Source organism: Nonomuraea sp. NPDC049750, assembly GCF_040659625.1.
In the GTDB taxonomy this organism is placed as follows: Bacteria; Actinomycetota; Actinomycetes; order Streptosporangiales; family Streptosporangiaceae; genus Nonomuraea.
Genome location: NZ_JBFANB010000009.1, coordinates 105,495 through 128,922, shown reverse-complemented (window position 1 = coordinate 128,922; position 23,428 = coordinate 105,495). Strand labels below are relative to the sequence as shown.

27 protein-coding genes are annotated in these 23,428 nt (G+C 70.8%); 11 read left to right on the top strand and 16 right to left on the bottom strand.

What is annotated here, in order from left to right; translation table 11 throughout:
- The first annotated feature begins 51 nt into the window (after window positions 1-51).
- Both AB0J16_RS24460 and AB0J16_RS24455 read left to right on the top strand, forming a co-directional pair.
- Entirely contained in the window at window positions 52-540 is a 489-nt protein-coding gene (locus tag AB0J16_RS24460; RefSeq protein WP_358543380.1) for a hypothetical protein, read from the top strand.
- The gene (locus AB0J16_RS24455; RefSeq protein WP_358543378.1) at window positions 537-2,333 is read left to right on the top strand and encodes an ABC transporter ATP-binding protein; all 1,797 of its coding nucleotides are present in this window, start codon (window positions 537-539) and stop codon (window positions 2,331-2,333) included. Before AB0J16_RS24460 ends, AB0J16_RS24455 begins: the two co-directional genes overlap by 4 nt.
- Before the next feature lie 17 nt (window positions 2,334-2,350).
- On the opposite strand, the gene AB0J16_RS24450 is transcribed toward AB0J16_RS24455, so the two are convergent.
- Complete coding sequence (locus AB0J16_RS24450; RefSeq protein WP_358543931.1) at window positions 2,351-3,295, bottom strand: chlorophyllase; 945 nt, start codon at window positions 3,293-3,295, stop codon at window positions 2,351-2,353.
- A 30-nt stretch (window positions 3,296-3,325) separates the two neighbouring features.
- Window positions 3,326-4,201: an LLM class flavin-dependent oxidoreductase gene (locus AB0J16_RS24445; RefSeq protein WP_358543376.1), complete on the bottom strand. Its 876-nt coding sequence runs from the start codon at window positions 4,199-4,201 to the stop codon at window positions 3,326-3,328.
- Window positions 4,202-4,430: 229 nt separating this feature from the next.
- On the opposite strand from AB0J16_RS24445, the gene AB0J16_RS24440 reads away from it, so the two are divergent.
- Window positions 4,431-5,024 carry a helix-turn-helix domain-containing protein gene (locus tag AB0J16_RS24440; protein WP_358543373.1) on the top strand — a complete coding sequence of 198 codons (594 nt, stop codon included), beginning with the start codon at window positions 4,431-4,433 and terminating at the stop codon, window positions 5,022-5,024.
- A 52-nt stretch (window positions 5,025-5,076) separates the two neighbouring features.
- Here AB0J16_RS24440 and AB0J16_RS24435 read toward each other — a convergent pair whose 3' ends face one another.
- The 7 genes from AB0J16_RS24435 to AB0J16_RS24405 all read right to left on the bottom strand — a co-directional run bounded on the left by AB0J16_RS24435 (window position 5,077) and on the right by AB0J16_RS24405 (window position 10,160).
- Complete coding sequence (locus AB0J16_RS24435; RefSeq protein ID WP_358543371.1) at window positions 5,077-5,889, bottom strand: hypothetical protein; 813 nt, start codon at window positions 5,887-5,889, stop codon at window positions 5,077-5,079.
- Window positions 5,886-7,109 carry a divalent metal cation transporter gene (locus AB0J16_RS24430; protein ID WP_358543370.1) on the bottom strand — a complete coding sequence of 408 codons (1,224 nt, stop codon included), beginning with the start codon at window positions 7,107-7,109 and terminating at the stop codon, window positions 5,886-5,888. The genes AB0J16_RS24435 and AB0J16_RS24430 overlap by 4 nt, the downstream gene beginning before the upstream one ends.
- A complete protein-coding gene (locus tag AB0J16_RS24425; RefSeq protein ID WP_358543368.1) occupies window positions 7,106-7,543 on the bottom strand; it encodes a hypothetical protein in 438 nt (145 codons plus the stop codon). The genes AB0J16_RS24430 and AB0J16_RS24425 overlap by 4 nt, the downstream gene beginning before the upstream one ends.
- On the bottom strand, window positions 7,540-7,668 hold the full coding sequence (locus AB0J16_RS24420; protein ID WP_358543365.1) for a hypothetical protein: 129 nt from the start codon (window positions 7,666-7,668) through the stop codon (window positions 7,540-7,542). The genes AB0J16_RS24425 and AB0J16_RS24420 overlap by 4 nt, the downstream gene beginning before the upstream one ends.
- A gap of 60 nt (window positions 7,669-7,728) precedes the next feature.
- Complete coding sequence (locus tag AB0J16_RS24415) at window positions 7,729-8,547, bottom strand: NAD(P)H-binding protein (RefSeq protein WP_358543362.1); 819 nt, start codon at window positions 8,545-8,547, stop codon at window positions 7,729-7,731.
- 148 nt (window positions 8,548-8,695) lie between these two features.
- The gene (locus AB0J16_RS24410) at window positions 8,696-9,124 is read right to left on the bottom strand and encodes an MmcQ/YjbR family DNA-binding protein (protein ID WP_358543360.1); all 429 of its coding nucleotides are present in this window, start codon (window positions 9,122-9,124) and stop codon (window positions 8,696-8,698) included.
- Between the two features lie 40 nt (window positions 9,125-9,164).
- The gene (locus tag AB0J16_RS24405) at window positions 9,165-10,160 is read right to left on the bottom strand and encodes a LacI family DNA-binding transcriptional regulator (RefSeq protein WP_358543358.1); all 996 of its coding nucleotides are present in this window, start codon (window positions 10,158-10,160) and stop codon (window positions 9,165-9,167) included.
- Window positions 10,161-10,229: 69 nt separating this feature from the next.
- Here AB0J16_RS24405 and AB0J16_RS24400 point away from each other — a divergent pair, with 69 nt between their 5' ends.
- Both AB0J16_RS24400 and add read left to right on the top strand, forming a co-directional pair.
- On the top strand, window positions 10,230-11,204 hold the full coding sequence (locus tag AB0J16_RS24400) for a nucleoside hydrolase (protein WP_358543355.1): 975 nt from the start codon (window positions 10,230-10,232) through the stop codon (window positions 11,202-11,204).
- Window positions 11,201-12,145, top strand: coding sequence for an adenosine deaminase (gene add, locus AB0J16_RS24395; RefSeq protein WP_358543353.1), 945 nt, complete (start codon window positions 11,201-11,203; stop codon window positions 12,143-12,145). The genes AB0J16_RS24400 and add overlap by 4 nt, the downstream gene beginning before the upstream one ends.
- Window positions 12,146-12,158: 13 nt before the next feature.
- On the opposite strand, the gene AB0J16_RS24390 is transcribed toward add, so the two are convergent.
- Window positions 12,159-13,298: an NAD(P)/FAD-dependent oxidoreductase gene (locus AB0J16_RS24390; RefSeq protein ID WP_358543349.1), complete on the bottom strand. Its 1,140-nt coding sequence runs from the start codon at window positions 13,296-13,298 to the stop codon at window positions 12,159-12,161.
- A gap of 102 nt (window positions 13,299-13,400) precedes the next feature.
- On the opposite strand from AB0J16_RS24390, the gene AB0J16_RS24385 reads away from it, so the two are divergent.
- The 5 genes from AB0J16_RS24385 (at window position 13,401) to AB0J16_RS24365 (ending at window position 17,830) form a co-directional block, all read left to right on the top strand.
- Window positions 13,401-14,087 carry a TetR/AcrR family transcriptional regulator C-terminal domain-containing protein gene (locus AB0J16_RS24385; protein ID WP_358543346.1) on the top strand — a complete coding sequence of 229 codons (687 nt, stop codon included), beginning with the start codon at window positions 13,401-13,403 and terminating at the stop codon, window positions 14,085-14,087.
- A gap of 42 nt (window positions 14,088-14,129) precedes the next feature.
- Window positions 14,130-14,573: a CBS domain-containing protein gene (locus AB0J16_RS24380; protein WP_358543343.1), complete on the top strand. Its 444-nt coding sequence runs from the start codon at window positions 14,130-14,132 to the stop codon at window positions 14,571-14,573.
- Window positions 14,570-15,862 (top strand): ArsB/NhaD family transporter, encoded by a 1,293-nt coding sequence (locus tag AB0J16_RS24375; protein WP_358543340.1) that lies wholly within the window; start codon window positions 14,570-14,572, stop codon window positions 15,860-15,862. The genes AB0J16_RS24380 and AB0J16_RS24375 overlap by 4 nt, the downstream gene beginning before the upstream one ends.
- A 170-nt stretch (window positions 15,863-16,032) precedes the next feature.
- A complete protein-coding gene (locus AB0J16_RS24370; RefSeq protein WP_358543338.1) occupies window positions 16,033-17,058 on the top strand; it encodes an ABC transporter ATP-binding protein in 1,026 nt (341 codons plus the stop codon).
- Entirely contained in the window at window positions 17,051-17,830 is a 780-nt protein-coding gene (locus AB0J16_RS24365; protein ID WP_358543336.1) for an ABC transporter permease, read from the top strand. Before AB0J16_RS24370 ends, AB0J16_RS24365 begins: the two co-directional genes overlap by 8 nt.
- Before the next feature lie 171 nt (window positions 17,831-18,001).
- On the opposite strand, the gene AB0J16_RS24360 is transcribed toward AB0J16_RS24365, so the two are convergent.
- The 6 genes from AB0J16_RS24360 to AB0J16_RS24335 form a co-directional block, all read right to left on the bottom strand.
- Window positions 18,002-18,430, bottom strand: a complete 429-nt coding sequence (locus AB0J16_RS24360; protein WP_358543334.1) for a DUF1232 domain-containing protein — start codon at window positions 18,428-18,430, stop codon at window positions 18,002-18,004.
- Entirely contained in the window at window positions 18,427-19,179 is a 753-nt protein-coding gene (locus AB0J16_RS24355) for a Chromate resistance protein ChrB (protein ID WP_358543332.1), read from the bottom strand. The genes AB0J16_RS24360 and AB0J16_RS24355 overlap by 4 nt, the downstream gene beginning before the upstream one ends.
- A gap of 163 nt (window positions 19,180-19,342) precedes the next feature.
- On the bottom strand, window positions 19,343-20,155 hold the full coding sequence (locus tag AB0J16_RS24350) for a sulfite exporter TauE/SafE family protein (protein WP_358543329.1): 813 nt from the start codon (window positions 20,153-20,155) through the stop codon (window positions 19,343-19,345).
- A 74-nt stretch (window positions 20,156-20,229) separates the two neighbouring features.
- On the bottom strand, window positions 20,230-20,592 hold the full coding sequence (locus AB0J16_RS24345) for a CrcB family protein (RefSeq protein ID WP_358543928.1): 363 nt from the start codon (window positions 20,590-20,592) through the stop codon (window positions 20,230-20,232).
- A gap of 8 nt (window positions 20,593-20,600) precedes the next feature.
- Entirely contained in the window at window positions 20,601-20,954 is a 354-nt protein-coding gene (locus tag AB0J16_RS24340) for a DUF190 domain-containing protein (RefSeq protein ID WP_358543327.1), read from the bottom strand.
- Window positions 20,951-21,430, bottom strand: coding sequence for a CrcB family protein (locus tag AB0J16_RS24335; RefSeq protein WP_358543324.1), 480 nt, complete (start codon window positions 21,428-21,430; stop codon window positions 20,951-20,953). Before AB0J16_RS24335 ends, AB0J16_RS24340 begins: the two co-directional genes overlap by 4 nt.
- A 343-nt stretch (window positions 21,431-21,773) precedes the next feature.
- Here AB0J16_RS24335 and AB0J16_RS24330 point away from each other — a divergent pair, with 343 nt between their 5' ends.
- A complete protein-coding gene (locus AB0J16_RS24330) occupies window positions 21,774-23,267 on the top strand; it encodes a phosphoesterase (RefSeq protein ID WP_358543321.1) in 1,494 nt (497 codons plus the stop codon).
- Window positions 23,268-23,428 lie beyond the last annotated feature (161 nt).

Sequence of the window (23,428 nt, the reverse complement as noted above, 5' to 3'; positions counted from 1 at the left end):
GCGGCCACCCGCCGCCAGACCCCGGCTCGCTCGAAGTGAGGTTGTTTCCTGATGGCTTTCCTGGTTGCCGCTGTCGTGTTCCTCGCCCTCCTGTGCCTGTTCAACCTGGTGCTCAACCTGGGAGTGCTCCGCCGGCTCCGCGAGCACACCGCTGAGCTGGAGCGCCTGGCCGGACACGCGATGCTCATGCCGTACGATCCGGGCGTCCTGGTCGGTCGCACGCTGCCCGAGGCGGCGGCGGGCGCGCGGCTCGTCGGCTTCTTCGACGTCGGCTGTAGCACCTGTCACGAGCGCGCACCGCAGTTCGCCGAGGAGGCGGGCAAGGAGCCCGCCCTGGCGGTCATCACCGGCGACGGCGCGAAGGTGGCCGATCTCGTCACCGTGGTCGGCGGCGTGTCGAGCGTGATCACGGGCGATGAGGCCGGCAGTCTCGCGCACGCCCTCGGCGTGGAGGCCTTCCCCACCTTCCTCCGGGCCGACCAGGAGGGCAGAGTGCTGGCCGCCGACACGGAACTCGCCGCCATGGCCACCGCCGGATGATGCCGGACCGGCTGCGGCGGGCCGCCACCCTGGGGTTGCTGTGCTGGCGGGCGGGACCTGTGCTGGCGGTGTCCCAGCTGGTCGTCACCGTCGTGGCCGGGCTGCTGCCCACGGGCGCCTTGTGGGCGACGAAGCTGCTCATCGACGGGCTGGCGACGGGCCTAGCGGAACGGGCGCTGGGCCCGGTCGCCGGGCTCGTCGCGCTGGGATTGGCCTCCGGGGTGCTGCCGCACGTCACGGGGTACCTGCGGGGCGAGTCGGACCGCCGGCTCGACCTGTTGCTGCAGGACCGCCTGTACACGAGGGTGAACGAGTTCCAAGGGCTGTCACGCTTCGAGGACCCCGCTTTCCTCGACGAGTTGCGGATGGCCACGCAGGCCACGGGCGGCGCGATGGGGCCGATCACCTCGGGCCTGTTCGATCTCTGTCGCAACGTCATCGCCCTGGCCGGGCTCCTCGGCGCTCTGGCCGTGCTGAGCCCGCTGATGGCCGGGCTGGTGGCGGTCGCGGCGCTGCCCACCCTCGCCGCCAGGATGTCCCTGGAGAAGCGGCGGACCAGGATGCTCGCCGGGCAGTCGGCGGCGGCCCGGCGGCAGATCTTCTACTCCTCCTTGCTCACCGACGTGGAGGCCGCCAAGGAGGTACGGCTCTTCGGGCTCGGCGACTTCCTCAGGCGCCGGGTCATCGGCGAGCTCACCACGATGCAGACGGCCGAGCGGCGCCTCGACCGGCGCGAAGCGCTCACGCAGTCGTCACTGGCGACCCTGTCCGCCCTGGTCAGCGGCATCGGCTTGGTCTGGGCGGTGTATTCGGCCCTGTCCGGGCGGCTGACCCTGGGCGACGTCACGGCCTTCGCCGGGGCGGTGGCCGGCACCCAGGCCGCCCTCATCGCGACCGTGGAGAACGCGGCCAACGCCGGCCACTCACTGCTCCTGTTCGACCACCACGAGCGGGTGATGTCACTCTCCGACGACCTCCCACCGCCGCACCGCCCGGCCGCGCTGCCGGCCCTGCGGCGCGGCATCGAACTGCGCGACGTGTGGTTCCGGTACGCCGAGGGCCACCCCTGGGTGCTGCGCGGCGTCGACCTGACCATCCCTCACGGCGCGTCGGTCGCGTTGATCGGACTCAACGGAGCCGGTAAGAGCACGCTGATCAAACTGCTGTGCCGCTTCTACGACCCCTCCCGGGGGGCGATCTTCTGGGATGGCGTGGACATTCGCGACGTACCGCCGGCCGACCTCCGCGCCCGGATGGGCGTGCTCTTCCAGGACTACATGAGCTACGACCTCACCGCGGCGGAGAACATCGGCGTCGGCGAGATCGAGGCGATGTCCGACCGGAGCAGGATCCAGGCCGCCGCCGAGATGTCCGGAGCCGACCAGACCGTACGGGCCCTGCCGCACGGGTACGACACGATGCTGAGCCGGATCTTCTTCGGCCCGGAGGACGAGGCCGGAGTGGTGCTGTCCGGAGGCCAGTGGCAACGGCTGGCCCTGGCCCGCGCGCTCGTCCGCGAACAGCGCGACCTGCTCATCCTCGACGAACCCAGCTCGGGACTCGACGCGGAGGCCGAATACCAGGTGCACCGGCGGCTGCGTGAACACCGGGCGGGCCGTGCCAGCCTGCTCGTCTCCCACCGGCTCGGCGCCGTGCGGGACGCCGACCTCATCGTGGTGCTCGGCGACGGGCGCATCGTCGAGCGGGGCACCCACGACGACCTCATGGCCGCGGACAGCGGCTACGCCCGGCTGTTCGAAACCCAGGCCAGCGGCTACCGCGTCGAGGCGTAGCGCCCACCCGGGCCGCTTCAGTCGCTCTCGATCCGTCCCAGCGGCTCGGGATCGTCCGCCAGCGCGGAGCGCGCCGCGAGCCAGCTCGGGTCTTCGGGGTAGAAGACATGGCGAAGGTAGGCCCAGGTGAGCCGCTGGATCAGGGCGACACGTCCGGGGTGTTCGTCCGTCGTCTCCGCGACTTCGTAGCCGGAGACTCCGCCGAGCGAGTGCTCGGCCCCGAACAGCGTGAGCAGGCTCTTGCCGCCCGGACTCAAGAAGTAGGGGTCGGTGAACCACTCCGGCCCTCGGGCGGTCAGGTGGGACTGGTCTCGGTCCCCCGCGACCACGAGGGCCGGCGTGGTCATGCCCGCGAAGCTCGGATTCATGAAGGGGAAGTGCTCGGCCGCGAACGGGCTCAGCTCGGCTCCGCCCCGGCCGGGCGTGGCGAGCAGCACCCCCGCCTTGATCCGGGGGTCGGACATGTCCTGTCCCGGTTCGCCCTCGGGATCGAGGACTCGCGCGCCCAGCAGCATGCTCGCCGTCTGGCCGCCCCAGGAGTGCCCGGCCGCGGCGACGCGGCCGTGGTCGAGGCGCCCGCCGAGGCCGGGTACGGCGGCTTCGAGGAGATCGAGCTGGTCGAGGACGCGCTTCATGTCCTCGAGCCGGTAACGCCAGATCAGTGGGGTACGGGGATCTTCTGGCGGCAGGCTCAGCGTCCGCGAGTCGAGATGGGTGGGTTGAATCACCACGAAGCCGTGAGCGGCCCAGAAGTCGGCCAGCGGGGCATAGCCGTCCGACGACCAGCCGAAGCCGTGCGAGAAGACGATGACCGGCAGTTCGTGCCCGGCCGCGGGCGCGGACACGCGCACCCGCAGGTCCTCACCACGGCCCGGGGCCGACAGGACCACCGGCTTCACCGAGACGACCGGGGTGGGTGCGCTGACGGCCACGTCGCCGTCGCCCGCGGCCGGGACCGCCATGTCTGTTTCGATCATGATTGGGATGCTCCTTCAGTGGTCTTTGGTGATGAACTGGTCGGCGACCCAGCGTGCGACGTCGGCGGGATAGGGCGCCGACAACCCGAGGACGATGTGCCGGAAACCGGCGTCGAGCGCTTCGCCAATCGCGTCCCGGGTGCTGCCGGGCTGGTCGTAGGAGACGGGCAGGTGGATCGAGCGGGTGATCGAGGCGGGGTCACGGCCGATCTCGGCGCAGTAGCGGTCCAGCAGCGCGCTGCGGCTGATGACGTCGTCGATGTCGCCGCCGGGGATGTTCCACAGGTCGGCGTGCTCGGCGACCACGCGCAGCGTCGCGGACGAGCGTCCGCCGATGAGGATCGGCGGGTGGGGGCGCTGGACCGGCTTGGGGTTGCCGAAAGCGTTGGTGACCTGGACGTACGTGCCGTGGAAGTCGAACGGTTCGGTCTCGGTCCACAATCGCCTGATCACCGTGCACGCTTCGGCGAGGCTGCCCACGGCGTGGGCGGTGTCGTGGAAGGGCAGGCCGTGTGCTTCGTACTCGCGCCGGGCCCAGGGCACGCTGGGTCGTGAGCCGACGCCGATGCCGAAGTCGAGCCGTCCGCCGGAGACGATGTCGACGGTCGTGGCGATCTTGGCAAGGATCGCGGGAGGCCGGATGCGGTTGCTGGTCACCAGCACGCCGAGCCGCAGCCGCCGGGTCTGGGCGGCGAGGGCCGAGAGCAACGTCCAGCCCTCGTAGATCGTGCCGTTCGGGTCGCCGAAGATGGGCAGGAGATGATCGAACAGCCACGCGTGTTCGATCTCGGGGATCGTGTCCGCCTCGCGCCAGACCCGCAGGACGTCGTGGTAGTCGACCTGTGACGGGGCGGTCATGATCCCGAAGCGGGGTCGGGTGGTTTGCGACATTGAGGGCTTTGGTCCTTTCGACGCTGGGCGCTATAAACGGAACGGGTTTCCGATATGTTCTGCCGACGCCCATCGCATCGACTTACTCGCATCCCACTGCGATCCCAGGCATGGGCATGACGCGATGACGAGGCGCGGGTTGGCCGCCGGTCGGCGCTCTGGCATCATGAGTAAACGGAATCCCGTTCCGACTACTATAAGGAACACGGTTCCGGTTCGCAACCCGACAATGGAGGGAACGGTAACGGTGGACGACGGAGGCGCGGGCCCCCGCAAGCGGGCCGATGCCCGGCGCAACGAGAGGACGCTGCTCGACGCCGCCGCGGCCGTCTTCGTCACCTCGGGCGTCGAGGCGCCGGTGCGCGACATCGCGGCCAGGGCGGGAGTCGGGGTGGCCACGATCTACCGGCACTTCCCGACCCGGGCGGATCTCATCATCGCCGTCTACCGGCACCAGGTCGAGGCCTGCGCCGAGGCCGGACCGGCCCTGCTGGCGGCCGTCGCGAGTCCTTACGCCGCGCTGGGGCGATGGATCAACCTGTTCGTCGACTTCCTGGTCACCAAGCACGGGCTCGCCGCCGTACTCCGCTCCGACGACGCCGGCTTCGACGCGCTGCACGCCTACTTCCTCGACCGGCTCGTACCCGTGTGCGGCCACCTGCTCCAAGCCGCGGCCGCCGCCGGCGAGATCCGCGCCGACGTCGACGCCCTGGAGCTCATGCGCGGCGTCGGGAACCTCTGCATCGGCGCGGAGAACGATCCCCGCTACGACGCTCGGCGGCTGGTCGAATTCCTCATCGCGGGACTCCGCCTACCGCGGTAGCGACGCGCGGGTGTTCATACCGGCGGTATTCTACAAAGTTACCGGCGGTCCGTTACGCTGTCGGCCCGCTCTCCTGCCCCTCATCTGCTGAGACTGGCCGATAGAGGTCGGAGAGCGGCAGGAGCGCGCCCGTGTCGGCGTTGAGCCGCACATCCTCGCCGAGGTCGTCCACCTGCTCCCAGGTGACGTAGCGGCTGTCGCGGTGCAGTCCTCTGACGAGGGCCCGGACGAGGGCTGGTCCAGGTCCGTGCGGCCCGCGTTCGTAGCCGAACAACCGGCCGGTGTGACGAGGGACCACGATGAGGCCGGCGACGCGAAAAGCGTGCTGTACGTCGCCGAGCATCGGCCCGTCCTGGCGGAGCCGTACATCGGCCACCTGCCCGACCGGCCTGCCGTCGGCATCGAGGACGCGGCGGCCGAGCAGGGTGCTCATCCGCAGCTCGCCCGTGACCTCGCCGATCCTGGCCGGGTGCCGGTCGCGGGCGACCGGCTCGGCGCCGCTGCCCGGCAGCGGGGCGATGAGGTTGACCCGGGCCCAGTGTTCGAGAGCCGCCTCCTGAGGCGTACCCCCCACCGTGACGGCGCTGTCGATGTCGGATACCAGGCGCATGGGGAGGCGCTGCGGACCGGGATCCTCTTCGGGGCGGAACAGCTCGGTGACCGCCACCATCAGGCGGCCGACGAGGCCGCCGAGGCGCGGGCCCAGCGCGAGCGGGCCGGTCAGGATCGACACGATGTAGGGGCGCCCCTCCTCGTCGAAGGTCAGCTCCAGGTCGTCGATCTTGCACACCGGGTGCCCGTCGTCGGCGCTGATCACCTGCCGGTCGAGCAGGTGCAGGTTCGCGTGCAGTTCCCTAGCCCTCATTGCCCCGCCTTCGTCGCGATCATCAGCGGGACGGCCGCCACGGCCACCACGAGCAGAAGGATCATGTACGCGGTCCCGAGTGCGTTGCCGAACCGGCCGTTGACCTGGTCGCCCATGTAGTCGGGATCGTTGGCGATCATGAGCACTGGCAGGTACGTCAGGGGAAGCGCCGCCGCCGAGAAGACCAGCGAGTACTCGGTGACCATGATCGGATCGATGGTCGTCAGGATCAGCGCGATCGCGATGACGACCACCGCCAGCACCACGGAGTGGAAGCGCGCGGCGTCGCGGGGACGGACCAGCTTGCCCCACTGCCAGCCGAAGTACTGGCTGATGGTGTAGCCCGACGACAGCGCGGTCTCCAGAGTCGCGCCGAACGTCGCCGCGAACACCCCGAAGATCACCGCCGCCAGGCCGAGCTGCCCCAGTCCGATCCCGGCGGGCAGCAGCATCTGGCCGAGTGTGTCGACCTCCGCCTTCACCGGGAAGAACACCACCGCCGCGCAGCCCGCGATGGCCAGCGACAGGAATCCGCCCAGCGGGAAGCCGACGAACACATTGGCCCGTGAGGTGATCAGGTCCTTGCGGGTCCACTTCTCCTCGACCCCGCCGGAGGAGAAGAAGAACACCTCATACGGCGTCATGGCGCCGCCGAGCAGGGCGATCGCGTAGTACCAGTACGTCGGCGCGCCCTCGTCGGCCGGCGGCTGGGTGAGCTGGCGGCCCAGCTCGTGCCAGTCGGGCCCGAGCTGCCACAGCGCCACCGCGAACGCCACCAGCGCCAGCCCGGCCAGCCCGAAGATCCGCTCCATCGTCTCGAACTTGACACGCCACATCACCAGCCACGCCACCAGCGCGACGCCCGGCACCCACAGCAGGTAGTTGATCCCGGTGGCCAGCTCCAGGGCCAGTGACGCGCCACCGATCTCGGCGGCCAGGGTGAGGACGTTGATGAAGAACGACGCCCCCAGGTTGACCAGGCCGGCCCGTGGCCCCATCCGCTCCCTGACCAGGTCGAACACCGGCCGCCCCGAGACGGCCGCGATCCGGCCCGACATCTCGGCGAACAGGCAGATCCCGATGACGCCGACCACGACCACCCAGGCGAGCGACATCCCGAACCTGGCGCCGACCAGTGAGTTCGCGACCAGGTCGCCGATGTCGACGAACCCTCCGAAGGCGGTGAGGATGCCCAGCGTCACCGCGAAGAGCTTCTTCACCGATGTGCCTCCTCGAAGGCCCGCAGCTTCGTGGCGACCCCTTCAAGGTCCTTTGCGGCTGCGGCCGAATCCTTGATCCCGTCCCGCCTGACCTGGATGAGCAGCGACGCCACCTGGTCCTCGGCCTCGCCGGTGAGGTCGAGCAGCCGCCCGCGCACCTCGTCGGCGGCGGGGGACGGCGGCTGCACCCCGCCGAACTGGCTGTTGACGCTGCCCAGATCCTTGACCGTCTCGGTGAACAGCGTCTTGAGGTAGGGCGTGGTCAGGCGGTCCTCGTGGCGTACGGCCAGCCGTACGATCTCCAGGCTTGAGGCGGCCGACTGCGCCGACTGGGCGGCCTTCAGCCCGTAGTCGTGGTCATCCCAGGCAGGGCTCGCACACCCGCTCAGCAGCAGCATGGCCAGGGTCAGCGCGACATGCTTCGAGGCCCTCATGTACGGCGCCGCAGCAGGAAGTACCCCAGCAGCACCAGCAGCACCAGGAATTGCCCCCAGGCCGCGAGCAACACCAATCCCTCATCTTGCACGAGGGTGCACCTGCCCAGCCGCCGAACGATCATGCACCTTGCGACGGCGAAGGGCCTGCGAGACCTGTCAGAGCAGGACCGGCCTGGAGGTGGTCAGCGGAAGTCGGCGGCGTGGTCCCGTGCCCATTCCGCGAAGGTCTGGGCAGGGTGTCCGGTGAGTTTCTCGACGATGACGGAGGTCTCCGGGACGGTCTCGGCGCCGGCTGCCCACGCGCCCATGATCGCCTCCACGCCCATCGCGGGCATCGTCCTGCCCAGGTCGGCCCGCGCCTGTTCGGGTGTGATCGCCTCGATCGGGATCTCCCTGCCGATGGCCGCGCCGATGTGCCCGACCTGCTCGCGCAGGGTGAGCGCCTGCGGCCCGTACAAGGTGTACGCCTGCCGCCCGTGCCCGTGCTCGGTCAGCGCCGTCACCGCGAGCGCGGCCATGTCCCGCTCGCTGACGGGAGCCGTCATCGCCTCCGGGTACGGCAGTCGCACCGCCTCCCCGCCCTTGATCGCCCGCGTCCACCACCATCGGGCGTTGGTCGCGAACATCCCCGGCCGCAGGAAGGTCCAGGACAACCCGGACTCCTCCAGGGCCGACTCCACGATGCGATGGTCCCGCGCGATCGGATTACGGTCGGCGCCGGGCTGCACGACCGCCCCGGACGAGAGCAACACCACGTGCCGCACCCCCGCAGTAAGGGCAGCCGTCACGAAACCGGCGATGCCCGCGGGCTTGGCATAGAGGAAGACGTGCGAGGCGCCTTCCAGCGCGGCGGGCAACGTTTCCGGCGCGTCCAGATCCGCCGCTATGTGGGAGCTGTCCGGCGTCCTGCTCGTCAGCCGGACCGGCCTGCCCAAAGCGGTCAGACCTGCGGCGACATGGCGGCCGACACTCCCCCGGGCGCCGAAAACAACCGTGACCATTGTGTGGGGCCTCCCCTGATCCTCGGTGAGCATGCCGTTCCCTTGGCGACATGACATGCCGCACATACTACTCAATCAATTAATTGAATGAACCTTCGAGAGGTGGGCGCCCGGACCCGTGAGCGAGCTTCCCCCGGTCGAAGTGTGATCACGCCGGAGGATGTGTGCTCAGCCAGGCTGCCGCTCTGCGCGCCGACGCACGCGACAGCCACGCGTCCTGGACCACCTCGGCCAACTCGTCGCGGGTGAGCTCACCGATCCGGCCGGCCCGCAGGAGTACCGACGGGTGACCGTTGAAGTGCGCGGTGGTGAAGAACTGCGACGCCTCGTCCTGCACCAGCGCCTGCTTGTCCGCCTCGGACTCGACCCAGAAGACGATCACATCCGGATAGCGTTCCCCGGTTTCGGGGTCGACCGCATCCGGCCGTGGATTGCGGAAGAAGATGAACGACTTGCCGCCCACCTGGTAGACCGGATTGCCGCCGGTCCCGTGTACGACGGTGACGTGCGGCATGGCCAGAGCCAGTTCGTGCACGTCCTCGACGCGGGCGGGCCGGGTTCCATCATCGTCGGGCACACGCCCAGCGTAAGAGGTTTCAGCGTGTTGGACGAGATCATCAAGCCGCACAGCCGCAGCTGCGTCTGACGACCAACGGGGCATACGCGGCAAGCGCCTCGGAAATGTCGCCGAACAGCAGCTCGACGGCCTGCTCCGCCATGACCCGCAGCGGCTGCTCGGTAACGGTCAGCGCCGGAGCGGTGTGGGCGCTCTCCGGCGTACCGTCGAGGCTGATCAGCGCCAGCCGGTCGGGGACCGCGAGCCCGCGGGCCCACGCCCCGGACAGGACCCCGATGGCGTGCTCGTCCGTGGCGGTGATCAAGGCGCGCGGCATGGCCCCTTCGGCGATGAGGTGGCGGGTCAAGGAGTCCGCGGCGCCGCGTGAGTAGTCGCAGCGCAGGAGCACGGCGTCCGGATCGCCGGACACGGCCGTGGCCCAGGCCTCGCGGCGCACTCCCACGGGCCCTTCGTCGGTGGGGCCGGACAGGAAGGCGGGGCTCCGGTGCCCGTGCCGGCGCAGGTGTGCGACGGCTTCGCGCACGGCGGCCTGGTTGTCGGCCGCCACCACCTGTCCGTGCCCGCCGGGGTGCCCGTGATGGACGTACACGGCCGGTACGCCTGCCGCCTCAGCCTGAGCCGCCACATCTCCCCCGCCGTCCGCGGCGACGATCACCAGCCCGTCGACCTGGGCGGCCAGGAAACGTTCGATGAGATGCCGCTGGCGATCCGCCGAGTATCCGGCGTTGCCGACCAGCGTGAGGCGGTCGCGCTTCTCGAGCGCTTGCTCGATGTGTCTGGCCAGGGCGCCGAAGTAGGGATTGGACGCGTCGGCCAGCACCAGGCCGACCACGCCCGTCGTACGCGAGCGCAGCGCCCTGGCGATGCGGTTGGGCCGGTAGCGCAGCTCGGCCGCGGCCGCCAGGACGCGTTCGCGCGTCGCGGCGGCGACGGGACGCGGACCGTTGTTGATCACATAGCTGACCACCGCCGTGGAGGTCCCCGCTCGGCGGGCGACATCGGCCAGCGTGATGGGCTTGTCTGCGCGTTTCATCATAGCGGTTTACATTCTGCCATCTAATCGATTAGATGGCTGTGGTCTAACCGATTAGATGAAAGGTGAGCAGTGCCGGCTCTTCCCTTGATCATCGACACCGACACCGGGTCGGACGACGCGGTTGCGCTGCTGCTGGCCGCCGCCAGTGGTCTGGGCGACATCCGCGCCGTGACCACGGTGGCGGGGAACGTACCCCTGGCGACGGGGACCCGCAACGCGCTCTTTTCCCTGCAAGTGGCCGGGCGCGTCGACATCCCCGTCCACCCGGGATGCGAACGCCCGATGACACGTCCGCTGTCCACCGCCCAGCAGGTGCACGGCCAGGACGGGATGGGCGACATCGGCTTACCCGACCCGCTGCGGCCGGCCGAGGAGCGGCACGCCGTCGAGGTCCTGCTGTCCTCCCCGCGCGATCACCCGGGCGAGTTGACGCTGGTCACGCTCGGCCCGCTCACCAATCTCGCGGCCGCGCTGGTCCGCGACCGCGATCTGCTGACCCGCTACCGGCATGTGTACTGCATGGCCGGCGCCGCGGACCTGAGCGGCAACATCACGGCCACCGCCGAGTTCAACGCCTGGGCCGACCCCGAGGCGGCCCGGGTGGTGTTGCGGAGCGCCACGTCCGACAAAGTGACCTGGATCGGCTGGGACGTCTCCCGCCGGGACGCCGTCATGACGCCCGAGGACCAGTCCCGGCTGGAGCGGCTCGGCACCCCGATGGCCACCTTCGCCCACCGCGTGAACCGTACTCTCGCCGACTGGGCCCGCGACGTCACCGGCCTGGCCGGCTATGACCTCCCCGACCCGGTCGCCATGGCCGTGGCACTGCGGCCCGATTTGATCACCCAACGGGAGCGGGCCCATGTGGACATCGCCCTCGGCGACGAGACCCGCGGCCAGTTGATCATCGACCGCCGCCGCTCCGCCCCGCCGCCCAATCTGACGCTGGTCCGCCGGGTCAATGAAGTCGGCTTCAAGGACCTGCTGTTCACCACCTGCGCCGGAATCCACCAAAGCCGACACGACCTGAAAGAGCACCAATGATCGCCGCTTCCGTACCGCGTCACGAACTGCACTGTCATCTCGACGGATCGGTACGCCCCGGCACGGTCGCCGACCTGGCCCGCCACCAGGGCATCGCCTTGACCGCCCCCGTCGAACAGCTGGTCACGGCACCCGCCTCCTGCGGCAGCCTGAGCCACTTCCTCACCTACATCGACCTGCCGCTGCGAGTACTCCAGACCCCCGACGCCCTCCACCGGGCCGCCCGCGAGCTGGTCGAAGACTGGAGCGCCGACGGCGTGGTCTATGGCGAGGCGCGCTTCGCCCCGCAGTTGCACGGCCATCGCGGCATGACCCAGGACGAGGCGGTCCAAGCGGTCTCCGAGGGGCTGGCGGCGGGGCGGCAGGCCACCGGCGTACGCACCGGGCTGCTGTTGTGCTGCCTGCGACACCAGACACCCGAGGAGAGCCTCGCCGTCGCCGAGACGGCGCTGCGGCATCGCGACCACGTGGCCGGGCTCGACCTCGCGGGCGATGAGCGGCTCTACCCCGCCACCCCGCACCGGGCCGCCTTCGATCTCGCCCACGCGGCCGGACTCCCGTGTACGGTCCATGCCGGTGAGGCGGCGGGCGCCGACAGCATGTGGGAGGCGATCGACGTGCTCGGCGCGCGCCGGATCGGCCACGGCGTCAGGTGCGCCGGCGAGCACGCGCTCCTCGAGCGGCTGCGGCGCGACGGCATCGCCTTGGAGATGTGCCCGACGAGCAATGTACTGACCGGCGCGGTCTCCAGCCTCCAAGCGCATCCCGCGGCCCGGCTCCTGGCCGACGGGCTGGCCGTCACCATCAGCACCGACGCGCGCACCACCTCGGGGACCACCCTGTCCCAGGAGTTCGACCGGCTGCGCGCGGCGGCCGGGTGGACGGCTGAGCAGGAGCGGCTCGCGCAGGATCACGCGGCCGCCGCGGCCTTCGCCCCGTGATCGACGGTGCGGCTCAGGGCTGGGGATCACCGTTGATGAGGTCGATGAGTCCGAACGGCGCGCGGTCGCCGAGGCAGAGGTCCAGCATCTCGTGGGCGTCGGCGTAGAAGGCCTCGGTGCGCGGGAACAGCTCCTTCTCGTAGGCGGTGAGTGCCGCTTCGATGTCGCCGGGGTGCGCGACGATCGCCTTGGCGAGTTCGGCGCCGTCGAACATCGCCAGGTTCGCGCCATCGCCTGACGGCGGCATCAGGTGCGCGGCATCGCCGAGGAGCGTCACCCCAGGGACGCGATCCCATCGGTGCCCGTCCGGGAGCGTGTGGATCATGCGCGCGACCGGAGCGGTCTCGCCGTCGGTGATCAGCGCGGTGAGTTCCGGCGCCCACCCGTCGAACTCGGCCGCGACCCGAGCGGTCACGGCGGCGGCATCGGTGAAGCCGAGGTCGTCGATCCACTCGGCGGGGCGGTTCAGCTCGACGTACGTGTGCAGGATGTTCCCCGCCTCGCGGTGCGCGATGATCCCCTTTCCCGGGGTCAGCGCGTACATCGCGCCGGCGCCGACCGCCTCGGCCGTCGCGGGGTGCCGCTCGTCGGCGTCGTAGAGGTAGGTGTCGATGAAGGTCGTGCCGGTGTACTCGGGCTCGGCGTCGGACAGCAGTGGGCGGATCTTCGACCAGGCGCCGTCGGCACCCACGAGCAGGCCGCTGGTCACGCTCGCGCCGTCGGCGAAGGTCAGCTCGTGCCGGCCGTCGCCGAGGGGCCGGACACCGGTGACCTTGCGCCCCCACTGGACCGTCTGGCCGGGCAGGGAGTCGAGCAGGATCCGGCGCAGGTCTCCGCGGAGCACTTCGGGACGCCGCGCCTTGCCGTCGTCCGGGGCGTCGAACAGCAGCTTGCCGTGCCGGTCGAGCACGCGCAGCGCCTCAGCGCCCTCGTGGATGATCGCGCGGAACTCGGCGGTGAGACCGGCGTCGGCGAGCGCGCGCTGCCCGTCGTCCTCGTGGATGTCGAGCTGGCCGCCCTGCGTACGGGACTTCGCCGAGGGGTCGGCCTCGTAGACCGTCGCGGGGATGCCGTGGACGTGCAGGACCCGGGCGAGGGTCAAGCCGCCGAGGCCGGCGCCGACGATGGCGATCGGGTGGTGGCTGGTGTTCATGGGCTTCCTCGTTCCCGTACGGGCGGCTGCCCGGACTCCAATATGGATCGGCGTTCCATAAGTAATATGGAACGCCGGTCCAGGATGTGTCAAAATGAGGTCATGGCACGGACACGCGGAAGAGCACCCACTGGGGGACGCGCCGGCGCCCTTTCGCGAGAGGTGATCGTCGACGCGGCCGTCACGCTGCTGGACGAGCACGGCGAACGGGGACTCACCTTCCGGCTGCTGGCCAAACAGCTGAACACCGGACCCGGCGCGCTTTATTGGCACATGACGAACAAGGACGAGCTCGTCGCCCTGGCCGCCGATCAGGTGCTCGGCCACGCCTTCGCCGCGGTTCCGCGCCTCGAGGAGGGCGCCGGCGCCGGGCTGCGCGCGCTCGCCATCGCCGTCTTCGATGCCCTTGATCGGCACCCGTGGGCAGCCTCCCACGTCACCGCCCCGGCCACGCTGGCGAACGCGCTGCGCCTGCTCGACCGCATCGGCACCCTTGTCGCACGAACCGAGCTGCCCGCCGAACGGCATTTCGCGGTCTCCACCGCGATCTCCTACTACATCACCGGCGTCAGCGCCCAGATCATCACCCCATGCGCCACCCTCGACGCGGCCACCAGCCGGGACGCCTACCTCGCGCGGACCGCCGAAAGCTGGGCAGAACTCGACCCCGCCGACTACCCCTTCCTGACGCGCACCACCACGGACCTGCGCGACCACGACGACCGCGACCAGTTCATCACCGGCCTCGACCTGCTCCTGGACGGCCTGAACACGACCGCGGCCCCGTGATGCCGCGCTTCAGGCGGTGCGGAACCCCGAAGGATGTGCCCAGTGCGTGCCCACGACCTGCTCGCCGCTTTTCCCGTGGTCGGTCTCGACTCTCCCGTGATCGACGCGGCCAGGATGCTCGCCGAGCAGGATCTGCCCGGCATCATCGTGGTGGACGACGACGGCGCCCCGTTCACGATCCTGCCCGGCACCCAGGTGCTGCGGCTGGCCGTGCCCGGCTATTGCCAGGATGATCCGGCGCTGGCCCGGGTGGTGGACGAGGCGCACGCCGACGCCTTCCTGAACGCGCTGGAGGGCCGCACCATACGCGAGGTCCTGCCACGAGACCGGCGCGAGTTGCCGGTCACCGACCCCGATGCCACCGTCCTGGAACTGGCCGCGTTGATGGCCCGCACCCACAGCCCGCTGGTCGCGATCGTCGCCGATAGGCGCCTGCTGGGCGCCGTGACGCTGCAGGCGCTGCTGGACCGGGTGCTCGGGGCGTGAATGCGCCGGCTTGGGTGAGCGTGGCGGTGTTCCTGATCGCGTACACATTGATCGCCACCGAGAAGGTCCACCGGGTCGCCGCCGCGCTCGGCGGCGCCGGGATCATGCTGGCCGTCCACGCCACGGGCGCGAAGGCGGCGTTCTTCTCCGAGCACACCGGGATCGACTGGAACGTCATCTTCCTGCTGCTCGGCATGATGGTCATCGTCGGCGTACTGAAGGAGACGGGCGTCTTCGAGTACCTGGCGATCTGGGCCGCCAAGCGCGCTCGCGGGCGCCCGTTCCGGCTGATGGCGCAGCTGGTGCTGATCACCGCCGGCGTCTCGGCGCTGCTCGACAACGTGACCACGGTGCTGCTGATCGCGCCGGTGACCTTCCTGGTGTGCGAGCGGCTGGCCGTCAACCCGGCGCCGTTCCTGATCGCCGAGGCGATGGCCTCCAACATCGGCGGCACGGCCACCCTGGTCGGCGACCCGCCGAACATCATCATCGCCAGCCGTGGGGGCCTGAGCTTCAACGACTTCCTCCTCCACATGGCACCCATGGTCATCGTGCTGATGGCGGTGTTCGTCGGCCTGTGCTGGCTGATGTTCGGCCGCTCGTTCCGCTACGACCCCGAACGCGCCAGCGAGATCATGGCGCTGGAGGAGCGGGAGGCGATCGCCGACCACAGGCTGCTGTGGCAGTCGCTGGCCGTGCTGGCGCTGGTGATGGCGGCGTTCGTGCTGCACCCCGTGCTGCACTACGAGCCTTCGGTGGTCGCGCTGCTCGGCGCGGGCGTGCTGGTGGCCGCGACCAAGGTGACCACCGAGCAGGCCATCGCCGAGGTGGAGTGGCCCACGCTGGTGTTCTTCGCCGGGCTGTTCGTCATGGTCGGCGCGCTGGTCGAGACCGGCGTCATCGGCCGGCTGTCCCAGGCCGCCGCCGCGGCGACCGGCGGACAACTGGAACTGGCCACCATGGGCATCCTGGGCGCCTCGGCCGTGCTGTCGGCCATCGTCGACAACATCCCCTACGTGGCGACGATGAGCCCGATCGTGTCCGACCTCGTGCAGGCAAGCGGCGGCAACGGGCCCGGACAGGTGCTGTGGTGGGCGCTGGCCTTCGGCGCCGACCTGGGCGGCAACGCCACCGCCGTCGGTGCCGCCGCCAACGTGGTCGTGCTCGGCATTGCCGCCCGCAACGGCACTCCCATCAGCTTCTGGCAGTTCACCAAGTACGGCCTGATCGTCACCGCGGTCACCGTCACACTGGTCGCCCCCTACCTATGGCTGCGCTACCTCATGTGACAAGTCCGGAAGCGTCACTATTCGGGGTGAACCGCGAGGGGTACGCTGGCAGCAGGTGAGCCGGGAAGCCTGGTCGGCACGTCCACTCCGTATCGAGTGAAGGATGTGCCCGTGTGCCCCCGAAACCCCTACCCCCACGACTTGATGACGCTCGGTCTGTGTCCCCGGCCATGAGCGCGGCAACCCCGGTCATCGAGATCGCGCACCTCAGCAAGCGCTATCGCGACGTGGCAGCCGTCGACGACGTCAGCCTGCGGGTGCGGGCGGGACAGATCTACGCCCTGCTCGGTCTCAACGGTGCCGGCAAGACCACCCTGATCCGCATGCTGCTCGGCATGATCGCACCCACCGCCGGGACGGTACGGGTCCTGGGCGCCGACGTCTCGGCCGGCGACCGCACCGCCTGGGCCAAGGTGGGCTACCTGGTGGAAGAGGCCGCCGCCTATCCCGAGCTGACCGTACGCGAGAACCTGGAGGTGGTCCGCCGGCTGCGCCGGCTACCTGGCAACGCCGAGGACATCATCGAACGGCTGGCGCTCACCCCGTACGCCGACCGCCGCGCCCGCGCCCTGTCGCTCGGCAACCTGCAGCGCCTGGCTTTGGCCAGGGCCCTGCTGCACGCCCCCGCCCTGCTCATCCTCGACGAGCCCGTCAACGGCCTGGACCCCGCCGGCGTCGCCGAGATCCGCGCCCTGCTCACCGATCTGGCCCACCAGCACGGCACCACCGTGTTCCTGTCCAGCCACCTGCTGGCCGAGGTCGCCCGCCTGGCCACCCGCATCGGCATCCTGCACCACGGCCACCTGATCGGCGAACACGACGCCGACCACCTGGACCGGCACCGCCGCCGCCATCTGCGCCTGGCCACCCGCGATGACCACGCCGCCCGCGCGGTGCTCCGCGCATACGGCTACCGCCCCGAGTTTGGGCCGGCCGGCCTGCTGCTCACCGATCCCCGCGCCCTGGCCCAGCCGGAACAGGTCGCCACCGTCCTGGTCCACGGCGGCGTGCCGCCCACCGACCTCCATCTGGAGGAGGAAGACCTGGAGACCTTCTTCCTGCGTACGGTCGGGCCCAGCGCCCAGGCCGCACCAGGAGCCGGGACGAGCGCCGAATCGGGGGCCGAGACGCGTGCCGGGTCGGCGGCCGAGAGGCGTGCCGAACCGAGTGCCGAATCGGGGGCCGAGCATGCGTGAGGCGCTGTGGGCGGAACTGCTGAAGGTGCGGCGGAGCCGTCTGCCCTGGATCACCGCGCTGGCCTTCACGATCGTCGCGCTGATGTGCGGGATGTTCATGTTCATCCTGGCCGACCCCGCCCGCGCCCGGGCGTTCGGCCTGCTCGGCGCCAAGGCCCAGTTGTCCAGCGCCAGCGCCGACTGGCCCGGCTATCTCGCCCTGCTCGCCCAGGCCGTCGCGGTGGGCGGCCTGGGCCTCTACGGGATGATCGCCATCTGGCTGTTCGGCCGCGAGTTCAGTGATCGCACCGCCACCGACCTGCTGGCCCTGCCCACCTCCCGCACCGCCATCGTGGCCGCCAAGTTCACCATCGCCGCGCTCTGGGCGCTGCTGCTGGCCCTGCTACTCGCCGGGCTCGGTCTGCTGATCGGCACTTTGCTCGCCCTGCCCGGCTGGTCAGGGCCGAGCGCGGGCGAAGGCGTCGGCCGCATCGTGGCCGCGGCCGCGCTGGCCGCGCTGACCACCACCCCACCGGCCCTGGCCGCCAGCGCCGGCCGCGGCTACCTGGCCGCCGTCGGCGTCCTGCTCGCCATCGTCTTCGCCGCTCAGGTGATCGCCGCGCTCGGCTACGGCGCCGCCTTCCCCTGGTCGGTGCCCGCCCTGTACGCCCGCATCGCCGGCCCCGGCCAAGACCCGCCCGGCCTCGCCGGGCTACTGCTGTGCGCGGCCACCGGCGCGGCCGGAGTCGTCACGACCGCCCTCTGGTGGAACCGCGCCGACCATACCCGATGACGGGCACGCAGCCTGCGGGACAGAAGAACGCCGCCTACCCGCTGACCAGCGGTCGGGCCGCCCAAACCTGCAGGTCAGCGGGCGGGCCGCCCGAGCTCGCTGGCCGGCAGTCGGCAAGATGCCACAAAGCCGGCCCGCGGTCGGCTGGATGCCACAGGCTCTCAGCGGGACTCAGGACGCCGAGCCGCGCTCGGCCAGGCCGGTCAGGCGGCACAGCGCGGTGAACCCGTCCTCGGTGCCGGGCCAGTGGCGGCGCACCGCCTGCAGCCCGGCGCGGCGGACCACCGAGCGCAGCACCGCCGTGACGATGATCGCGTCGTCGGCGTAACCCAGGACCGGGATGAAGTCGGGCACAAGATCGAGAGGCATGGCCAGATAGGCCAGCAGCAACCCCAGACGTACCCGCACCCCGCGTGGCAACTCACGGTCGGCGGCCAGGCGGCGCACCAGCCGCAGCACGTCGGGCAGCAGGCGCAACGCCTCGCGCAGCAGCCCACCGCGCGGCCGGAGGACTGCCAGCGCCGCGATCAGCGCCAACCAGGTGACCAGCAGCGCGACGGCGATCCCGATCAGCAGATCCCATCCCCACCAGCCGGTCATGGCCGCTTCCCCGTTCCGTTCTCCGCCACGGGGAGACCGCTCTCGGTGACGGGCACCTCGGACGCGGCCCGCGCCGCCCTTGTGGGATCGCTCTCCGTGACCCGCGCCTCGGCCGCGGTCCGCGCCGCCCTTGTGGAACCCCTGTCAGTGGCGGGCGCCTCGGACGCGGTCCGCGCCACCACGGTGAGACCGCTCTCCGTGGCCGGTGACTCGGCCGCGAGCGCGTCCTGCTCGAAGGCGGCCAGGTCGGCTGCGGCCTCCTCGACCCCGGCTCGCGCCGCCGCGCCGGCCGGGGCGGCGAAGTAGTCGCGGGCGGCGATCTTGGCCAGCCAGGAGCGGAAACGCTCCAGGTCGGCCTCCGACTCCTCGACCTCGGCGTAGGTGGCCCTGCCGCGCTCCCGCTCACGCGCCAGTTCCTGCCGGAAGGCGGGCAGGCGCTCCAGTACTTCGGCGTACTCGGCGTCTCGGGCGGCGTTGAACTCGCCGGTGACCTGCCGCTTCTCGGCCTGATCGGTCAGCGCCATGTGCAGGAGGCGGCCGGTGCCGCCCTGCTGACGGACCCGGTCGAGCAAGCGGCGCACCTGCCGCAGGGTTTGCTCGCGTTCGGGCAGCAGGCATACCGACTGCTGCAGATACAGCGCGCCCAGCGAGCGCAGCTTGCGCCACACCTGCACCCGCAGCGTCGGGGCGGCTCCCGCCGTGGACACGCTGATCAACAACCAGCCCTGCTCGTCCGCGCTCTCCGTCACGCGCCCATGTTACACCCGTAACAATTTTCGGCAACGAATAGCTCCAGCGAGATGAGCTCCGGTATCACGGCCTCTACCTGATCGCCGATTCGCGTCACCGCCGCCATTCGCGGCCAGGCCGACACCGGCCGTTGAAAGCCGCGGCCACGAGAATCCACCCAGGTCAGAGACCGATCAGCAACAACCCGCCGGCCACCACCAGCCCGGCCTCCACCGCCACGACGAACACGCCGTCGCTCACCCGGGCGACGATCTTCTTGCCCAGCCAGGCGCCGGCCAGCGTGGCCGGGGTCAGGGCCGCGCCGTAGGTCAGGACGCGCCAGCCGAGCAGATCTCCGGCACCATAAGCGGCGATCTTGGCCAGGTGCATGACCAGGGCGCTGGCCGCTTCGGTGCCGATGTAGGCGGCTCGCGTCAGGCCGTACGCCAGGAAGAACGGCGCGGTGAGCGGTCCGACCGAGCCCAGCAGCGCCGAGCCGAGACCGGAGGCCGCTCCGACCGCCGCGAAGGCCGGGTCGGCCGGCGAGCGGGGATGGGGGCGCAGGCGCCGCCAGGCGACCACGACCAGCAAGAAGACGCCCAGCAGCCGCTTGAGCGGCCCCAGCGGAGCGTGCGCCAGCAGCAGGCCGCCGGCCACGGCCAGCGGGACGGCACCGAGGGCGAACCAGCCCACCAGTGACCAGCGCAGCTCACGCCGGTTGAACACGACCCGGGAGCCATTGCTGGCCAGTTGGGCCAGCGTCAGCATCGGCACCGCCACGCGTAACCCGAACAAGGCGGTGAAGACCGGCAGCAGCAGCACCCCACCACCGAACCCGGCCACCGCCGAGACCACCGCCAGCACGAACGCCGCCGCGCACGCGGCGGCCAGCGTCAGCGCGAACGTGCCGTCGATCACCGACGTCAACCCGAACGCGGCATCCGACGCCCACGCGGCACCCGACGCCGACGCGTACACGACATCCGACGTAGGCACGGACACGACATCCGAAGTGGACGCGAATGCGCCATCCGACGCCGACGCGAGCGCGGCATCGATCACCACCAGGCTCAGCCCGTCACGGCATGGGCCAGCGCGAAGCCGAACACGCCCGCGCCCAGGCCGCCGGCCACGCTGGCCACCACATTGGCCCAGGCGACGAAGCGAGCGCCGTCCTGGGCCAGCCGCAGGGTCTCATAGCTGAAGGTGGAGTAGGTGGTCAGCGCGCCGCAGAACCCGGCGCCGGCGAAGGCCAGCACCGCGCCGTCGGCGGGCAGTCCGGCCAGGAAGCCCAGCAGCGCCGATCCGGCCAGGTTGACGCTGAAGGTGCCCCACGGGAACAGGGAATCGTGGCGGGCCTGGACGAACCGGTCGGCCAGGTAGCGCAGGGGCGCGCCGATCGCCGCGCCGAGAACGACCAGCGCCACTGTCAGCGGGCCGCTCACCGGGCCTGCCCGCTGCTGGGGCGGCCGACGTAGCGGATCACCTCGACCTCGTCCAAGATGACCAGCCCCTCAGAGATCAGCTCGTCCAGCTGCGGCAGGAAGGCCCGGATCCGTTCGGCGGCGTCGACGATGACGACCGACACCGGCAAGTCCCCCGACAGCGACAGGATGCGCGAGGTGTGGATGTGGTTGGAGGCGCCGTAGCCCTCCATGCCGCGAAACACGCTCGCGCCGGCCAGCCCGGCCGCATGCGCGCGGTGGACGATCTCGTGATACAGCGGCTTGTGGTGCCAGGTGTCGGTGTCGCCGACGTAGATGGTCAGCCGTAGCGCCGCTCCGGTCAGTTTCATGCCCGCCTGCTCTTTCCGAGGCACCAGCGGGCCGCGGCGCTGCCCGCCCATACCGCGGTCAAGGCCAGCACGGGGGTCAGCGCCAGGTACGCCAGCGCCATGCGAGCCGCGTCGCCCGCCAGCAGCTGGCTGGTCTCCAGGATGTACGTGGAGAAGGTGGTGAACCCGCCCAGCACGCCGACGCCCAGCAGCGGGCGCACCCATCCGGGCGCGGACCAGACCTCGGTGATGGCCACCATGAGCACTCCGATCAGCAGACACCCGACGGTGTTGATGGCCAGCGTCGTCCACGGAAAGGCCCCGGCCTGGCGCGGAAAGGCCACGCCCAGGCCGTAGCGGGTCAGCGCACCCGCCGCGCCGCCGAGCGCGATCACCCCCAGCGTCGCCCACGGAGCCCGGCGCAGCTCGGCCCGCTGGGCGGCCACGCGCAGGTCGACATCGGCGTCCACGGGACGCTCCGTTTCGGGACGGGACATGAAAATCCTCCTACCAGCAGCACGAAACAACCTCTGGTAGGGACCGTTGGCGGCTGGGTGCCACGGTTACCCGCCACCGGATCGGCGGCGAGGCGGTGGGCCCCACCACCGCGACCTCCCCCAGGGAGGTTCCCCTCGACTATACCGATCGGCCCGAACAGGACCTGGCGGCGACCTCTCGGGCCTGCCCCTTTCAGCGTCGACAGCGGCCCCGGGTTCGGGCGGGTTCCGGATGGGATCAACGCAGTGTTCTTGCTCGTCCCGAGCGGCGTTCACATGGCGTTCAGCGGGCTCTTCGAGGCTTGCGGGTCGGCACCCTACCTGCACCGCGAAAGGCTTCATCGTGAGGAACAACAAGGATGAACGGCCCGAATCTGCCGGGCTTTCCCGGCGGCGGCTGGTCAAGTACGCCGGTGTCGGCGCGACGCTGGCCGCCGCGGCACCCCTGGTGGGCGGCACCGCCGCGCAGGCCGACGACGAGCGCTCCTTCGGCGACGGCGCCAACAACGGCCGGATGTGGCGGGCGGGCGATCACCATGTCCACTCCGAGTACAGCGGTGAGTTCGACATCAAGACCAGCCCGCCGACCTTCCACAAGGGCGCCGACGCGGTCTACCCGATCGTCACCAACGCGATCATGGCCAAGTATTTCGGGTTGACCTGGGCGATGTGCACCGACCACGGCGGCCCGACGCATTCCAAGGTTAACCTGGAGCAGGCCTACCCCGACCTGCTGCGCTCGCGGGTGCTCGTACCCGAGGTCCTGCAGTTCTGGGGCATGGAGTTCGACGCGCCGGCGCTGGACCACCACACATTGATGATCCCGCACCACGCCGACGAGGCGCGGCAGCTGTTCGAGCTGGAGAGTCGCTTCGCCAAGCACGACGCCTTCCCGGCCGACCCCGGGCGCGACACCGAGGCCAAGATGGTGGAGTTCCTCAAGGCCGCCCGCGACATGCGGCAGAAGCCGCTGGTGATCGCGCACCACGCGGCGCGGTCGGCGACCGGGCTCGGCGTGTGGGGGCAGGACACTCCGCGCGAGTTCCGCAACGGCAACAACACCGCCCCCGACGTGTACGTGGGATTCGAGGGCGCCCCCGGGCACCAGGCCGGCCCGCTGAACGGCGGCGCCCGCGGCGGGTACGGCAACCACCCCACCTACGGCGGCTTCGACCAGATGACCGCGCGGGTCGGCGGCCTGTGGGACTCGCTGCTGGGCGAGGGCCGGCACTGGTGGATCACGGCCACCTCCGACTCGCACGTGCACTGGACCCGCGGCGGCTCGGACTTCTGGCCGGGCGAGTACAGCAAGACGTACGTGATGGCCCGCCAGGACTACGGCGACATCATGGACGCCCTGCGCAACGGCCGCATCTTCGTCGCCACCGGCGACCTGATCACCGCTCTCGACGTCACCGCCGGCAACCAGGGCCGCCAGGCCACCGTCGGCGAGACGCTGGTGGTCAACCGGCGCAACCGCACCGACGTCGAGGCCGAGATCCGGTTCCGGCCGCTGGAGGGCAAGAACGGCAACGGCGACCGCCCGGAGGTGCGGCGCGTCGACCTCATCACCGGACAGGTGAGCGGCGTGAGCGCCAACCTGGACGCCGACACCAACCCCACCACCAAGGTCGTGGCGCGCTTCGGGCCGGGCGACTGGCGCCGGCAGGGCCGGGACTATGTCATCCGGCACACGCTGCGCGATGTGCAGGCCGACAGCTACCTGCGGGTACGCGGCACCAGCACCGACGAGATGGAGCCGGCGGCCGACGGCAAGGAGAGCCCGTGGCAGGACCTGTGGTTCTACTCCAATCCCGTCTTCATCCGCGTCCGCTAGCCCGCCGGCCTTGGGCGGTCCCGCGTACCACGCGCGGCCGCCCTCTCTCCGCGCCAAGCGTGGCGCCGGGGGTCTTTCAGCTGGGGGTCTTTCCAACGGTGCGGGGCCGGGTTACGTTCGCGTTCGGCGAGCCTCGGGGATCGTCTGCCTTCCCGTTCCTG

Bases quoted from the DNA above. Each gene is read 5' to 3' on its own strand.
- AB0J16_RS24390 (WP_358543349.1), bottom strand. From the start codon at position 13,298: ATGAACACCAGCCACCACCCGATCGCCATCGTCGGCGCCGGCCTCGGC.
- add (WP_358543353.1), top strand. From the start codon at position 11,201: ATGATCGCCGCTTCCGTACCGCGTCACGAACTGCACTGTCATCTCGAC.
- AB0J16_RS24425 (WP_358543368.1), bottom strand. From the start codon at position 7,543: ATGAGGGCCTCGAAGCATGTCGCGCTGACCCTGGCCATGCTGCTGCTG.
- AB0J16_RS24365 (WP_358543336.1), top strand. From the start codon at position 17,051: ATGCGTGAGGCGCTGTGGGCGGAACTGCTGAAGGTGCGGCGGAGCCGT.
- AB0J16_RS24455 (WP_358543378.1), top strand. From the start codon at position 537: ATGATGCCGGACCGGCTGCGGCGGGCCGCCACCCTGGGGTTGCTGTGC.
- AB0J16_RS24460 (WP_358543380.1), top strand. From the start codon at position 52: ATGGCTTTCCTGGTTGCCGCTGTCGTGTTCCTCGCCCTCCTGTGCCTG.
- AB0J16_RS24385 (WP_358543346.1), top strand. From the start codon at position 13,401: ATGGCACGGACACGCGGAAGAGCACCCACTGGGGGACGCGCCGGCGCC.
- AB0J16_RS24450 (WP_358543931.1), bottom strand. From the start codon at position 3,295: ATGGCGGTCCCGGCCGCGGGCGACGGCGACGTGGCCGTCAGCGCACCC.
- AB0J16_RS24420 (WP_358543365.1), bottom strand. From the start codon at position 7,668: ATGATCGTTCGGCGGCTGGGCAGGTGCACCCTCGTGCAAGATGAGGGA.
- AB0J16_RS24340 (WP_358543327.1), bottom strand. From the start codon at position 20,954: ATGAAACTGACCGGAGCGGCGCTACGGCTGACCATCTACGTCGGCGAC.
- AB0J16_RS24435 (WP_358543371.1), bottom strand. From the start codon at position 5,889: ATGAGGGCTAGGGAACTGCACGCGAACCTGCACCTGCTCGACCGGCAG.
- AB0J16_RS24415 (WP_358543362.1), bottom strand. From the start codon at position 8,547: ATGGTCACGGTTGTTTTCGGCGCCCGGGGGAGTGTCGGCCGCCATGTC.
- AB0J16_RS24405 (WP_358543358.1), bottom strand. From the start codon at position 10,160: ATGATGAAACGCGCAGACAAGCCCATCACGCTGGCCGATGTCGCCCGC.
- AB0J16_RS24445 (WP_358543376.1), bottom strand. From the start codon at position 4,201: ATGTCGCAAACCACCCGACCCCGCTTCGGGATCATGACCGCCCCGTCA.
- AB0J16_RS24360 (WP_358543334.1), bottom strand. From the start codon at position 18,430: ATGACCGGCTGGTGGGGATGGGATCTGCTGATCGGGATCGCCGTCGCG.
- AB0J16_RS24440 (WP_358543373.1), top strand. From the start codon at position 4,431: ATGGAGGGAACGGTAACGGTGGACGACGGAGGCGCGGGCCCCCGCAAG.
- AB0J16_RS24335 (WP_358543324.1), bottom strand. From the start codon at position 21,430: ATGTCCCGTCCCGAAACGGAGCGTCCCGTGGACGCCGATGTCGACCTG.
- AB0J16_RS24370 (WP_358543338.1), top strand. From the start codon at position 16,033: ATGAGCGCGGCAACCCCGGTCATCGAGATCGCGCACCTCAGCAAGCGC.